Origin of the sequence: Streptomyces palmae, assembly GCF_004684805.1 — a bacterium.
Taxonomy (GTDB): domain Bacteria; phylum Actinomycetota; class Actinomycetes; order Streptomycetales; family Streptomycetaceae; genus Streptomyces; species Streptomyces palmae.
The window spans coordinates 1-3668 of record NZ_SRID01000524.1 but is presented as its reverse complement, the minus strand read 5'-3'; the positions used below and the strand labels follow the sequence as shown (position 1 = coordinate 3668).

At 70.4% G+C, this 3668-nt stretch carries 3 protein-coding genes and 1 pseudogene; all 4 read right to left on the bottom strand.

The annotated features are described in order from the left end of the window. A partial coding sequence (locus tag E4099_RS30355) for a PAS domain-containing protein (protein WP_167828536.1) occupies positions 1-824 on the bottom strand: 824 nt, incomplete at its 3' end. 341 nt (positions 825-1165) lie between these two features. Beyond that, positions 1166-2110 (bottom strand): SMI1/KNR4 family protein, encoded by a 945-nt coding sequence (locus E4099_RS30350; protein ID WP_135342318.1) that lies wholly within the window; start codon positions 2108-2110, stop codon positions 1166-1168. 263 nt (positions 2111-2373) lie between these two features. Continuing rightward, a complete protein-coding gene (locus tag E4099_RS30345) occupies positions 2374-2784 on the bottom strand; it encodes an Imm10 family immunity protein (RefSeq protein WP_135342317.1) in 411 nt (136 codons plus the stop codon). A gap of 133 nt (positions 2785-2917) precedes the next feature. Then, a pseudogene (locus E4099_RS30340) lies at positions 2918-3337 on the bottom strand (transposase); the annotation flags it as partial. Positions 3338-3668: the final 331 nt, after the last annotated feature.

Below are 3668 nucleotides of genomic sequence, written 5' to 3'. Positions count from 1 at the left end.
CCCTCGTCGCCACGTCCCAAACCCACCGTGTCCGCCACCCGGAAGACCCGGCCGCGTACCAAGCCCTGGTCAGCCGCCTCCTGCTCGCCCGCCCGCAGTTCGTGCAGGTCCTCCGGGTAGACGCGGGCCCTCACGTCCTCGATGGTGCCGCCGAAGGCCTCCGGATCGGAGCCGAGCACCCGACATGCCTCGTCGTCCGCGACGAACTCCCCCGTGTCCAGATTCCAGTCGATCAAGCCGACCCGCACCGCGTGCGGCTCCCCGGGCAGCCGCACGCTCACCGGCTCCCCCTCGTACTCCACCGGCCAGCCCTGCTCCGCCAGCTCGGCCAGCGCGGCGCCCATCGCCCCCGCCGCCGCGGCGACCGCGTCGAGGTCCTCGCCGGAGGCGGACTCCGCGGCGGGCGACCACAGCACCACCAGCACCCCCACCGCCTCGCCGTCCACCCGCAGGGGCCGGTAGTCGGAGGCGAAGTGATAGGGCAGGCCGACCGACATCTGGGGGTAGCGGCGCATGGTGTCGCCCTCGTCCGCCAGATGGATCGGGATGCCGGTGCGGTACGCCTCGGCGGCGGGCAGTGCGCCGCTGACCGGCAGCCGCCACAAGATCTTGAGCACCGTGCGCGGCACCCCGGCGACCACCGCCAGCACCAGTGAGCGCCGGTCCCGGGAGCGCAGGTAGATACCGCCGCCGTAGCCGCCCGCGCGGCGTACCGCCTCGTTCACATGCGGTGCCAGGACGTCCTCGATCCCGGCCCGGCGCCCTGCACCGGCACCCGGGCCCGCCGCCCGCCGCCCGCCGGGCCGCGGCGTCGCCTCACCCATCTCGCGCCCTCCCGGTACGAAGGCACATGTCTCCTTCTCACCAGGATGTGCCAAGCCCGCGCGGTCGGCGCGCCGGACCACCCCACCCGCCGCACGCGCTGACCAGCCCCTCCAGCAGTGATCACCTGTGCCGCACCGGGAACCGGCGCCACCACGGCACGGGAGTCGGAAGTGGTCGCGCCGTCCCTTGCCGACACGCATGCTCGGGCAGACCCGACAGGTGAGCAGCCGGTCGTCACCCCCGGACCCGCACCCGCCTCAGGAGTGGGAGAACGCGAGATCAACCAGTTCGTCGACGCGCACGTGCCGAATCCGCAGCCGGCATCCCGATCAGGGACACCTCACTCACCTTCGTCCTCGTAACTCTCGAACCAGTGGCTGTCGAAGTGGCGGGCCGTGGAGAAGGGGTGCTGCCGGTCGGTGAGCATGCGGTGGATGAACTCGCTGGTCGTCCCGTCGAAGCGCACCCAGGAATCGGGGATGTCCTCCCTGCCGAGGATGGGCCACCGGTCCGGGTCGGGGCCCTCGGTGAGCCAGAAGAACTGGTCGGCCTGCTCGGTGCTCGCCCACCGCAGCAGCCCGCCGGGGGCCGGGTAGAGCCCGTACGGATCCCACAGGCCGCTCCGGCTGCCGGCCGCCCACTCGCTGAGCCGCTTGGTGTGCCGGACGATGTCCGAGCCCTCGAAACAGGCGCCGGGTACGTGGATCTCGAGGTAGCCGTCGAACGCGCCGTGCCCGAAGAGTTCGACAAGGTGTTTGTAGTCGCTGGGCAGGGCCGTGCCGAGCCGGGACTCTATCTCCGGCCAGTCGTGGGTACGCGCGCGGGAGGCGTCCTGCCCCGTGACGGCGACGACCCTCTCCACCCAGGAGGCCGCCTCGGGTGTGTCCACCGCCGGGTTTCGCCCCTCCGCGACGAGCACCACGGGCCGTATGCCGTCGTCGAAACGTGCGGCACCGCACCCGATCCAGCGCCCTCCGTGCGCCCACGCGCGCATCTCGACGACCCGCTCGCCGAAGGGGGCCAGCAGGGGGAGCCCCGTGCGCCGGGTGACGGTGGGATCGGCGTATCCGTCCGTCGCGAGGTCGCGCGGCCGCCCGAAGTGTTCGGTCAGGGCCCTTTGGATCGCGGGGAGGTCGGTCAGGTCCCACGGTGCCAGCAGGCATATGTGGCCCGCCGGGTGCCCCGCCTCCTCACACCGCAGATCGCCCGGATCGGCCCAGGCCAGCCGCTGGACGGCTGTGAGGACCTCCTTCTGCTCCCGGTGTTCGTGTGCTGCGTCGCTCATGGCGGGCATTGAAGCGGATGGCACTGACACCGGCGCCGGATTCGCTCACACCCCCAGGTGGTGCGTGGCGAGGACTGCCGGCACAGCCGTCGCCCTCGATGATGCCGGTGACAGGTGACAGGGGTGTCCTGTGTGCCTCATCTGCTCTTGCTCTCGATCGCTTTGTCCCGATCGCGAGCGACGCTGGTCACGTCGAGGAGCAGACGGAGAAGAGGCGACTTCCCAATGCCGACTGTCAAGCCCGGTGGGCCCTACTCCTCGGATCAGATCGCTACCCGGGTAGGCAAGGCATCCGTCCTCCCATAGGCGAGTACCTGAGCGAGGGTTTCCCGGAACCGGGCCACATCTTGCGCCGGTGCCTCAATGACAGCTTCGATTTCGCTGTCCTCCAGCCGAAGGCTCTCCAGTGCCTCGGGGTCCAGCACGACGCGAAGGACATTGCCCTCCATGACGGCTTCGCGCACGCAGCCGTAGGCCGTCCCCTGCCCAGCTGTGACCAGGCAGTGAGTGTCCATCCCCAGCTCGACCTCCTGGTCGTCGGGATCTTCCTCGCCTGACATGAACGACAGGATGAAGCCGCTGCCGTCCTCGGTCTCCGAGAGGCCGGCTTCGGTGAAGTAACCGTCGGGATCGATCTCAACTCCGGCGACGCGGGCAGTGAATCGGAATGTCATGAAGAGCTTCTATCAAGGCGGTCGGACAGGGAGCGGATGCGGATGTCTGCACCACGAGGTCCAAGGAGGGGCTGTTTCAGACCGTTCCTTACCGGGCCAGCGGAGCCGGTGCCGTGGCTGCTTGGATGTCGTCCTAGGCACCAGCGACTGGGGCGGTCTGAAAGGGGGTGTGGTCGCGGATCACGGCCCACAGAACGTTGACGCGTCGGCGGGCGAGGGCGATGACGGCTTGCTTGTGCCCCTTGCCCTCCTTCCTCTTCCGGTCGTAGTAGGCCTTCGAGACCGGGCAGAAGAAGATGCTGACCTGGGTGGAGAGCTAGAGGGCGCGTTGGAGGCCGCGGTGGTAGCGGCGGGGCCCGCGCAGGTTGCCGCTGGCTTTTCCGGAGTCCCAGGGGACTGGGGCCAGTCCGGCGAAGCCGGCGAGGCGGTCGGGACTGGCGAAGGCGCTGAGGTCGCCGCCGGTCGCGGCGATGAACTCGGCGCCGGTGGTGGGGCCCATGCCGGGCATGCTGAGGATGATCTCGGCGTCCCGGTGCTGGCGAAAGCGGGCTTCCCCGGGAGTACCGCCGTCTCCCGCCACACGCGCTACGAACTCGCGCCCGGTACGGCTTTCGCAGGTCCTTGGCCCACGCCGCCTCGGGAGAGGTCGAGCATGCCTGCACGATCGCCGGAGAACTCTTGGGAGTGATGCCGGCCGTGCCCTCGGCGACGGTGAACAGCGACGTCCGGCGTCTCGCGCGGGAACTCTCCCGGTTCCGGAGCAACCGGGCCGTACGCGATCTGCAGCCGGCGCTGGCACGGGTGCTCGCCCCCGCACACGACTGACACCCCATCCACGACCGGCACCGGCTCGAGTCGCCCGGCTCGCCGGACCACCCGGTCCC

Bases quoted from the DNA above. Each gene is read 5' to 3' on its own strand.
- E4099_RS30350 (WP_135342318.1), bottom strand. From the start codon at position 2,110: ATGAGCGACGCAGCACACGAACACCGGGAGCAGAAGGAGGTCCTCACA.
- E4099_RS30345 (WP_135342317.1), bottom strand. From the start codon at position 2,784: ATGACATTCCGATTCACTGCCCGCGTCGCCGGAGTTGAGATCGATCCC.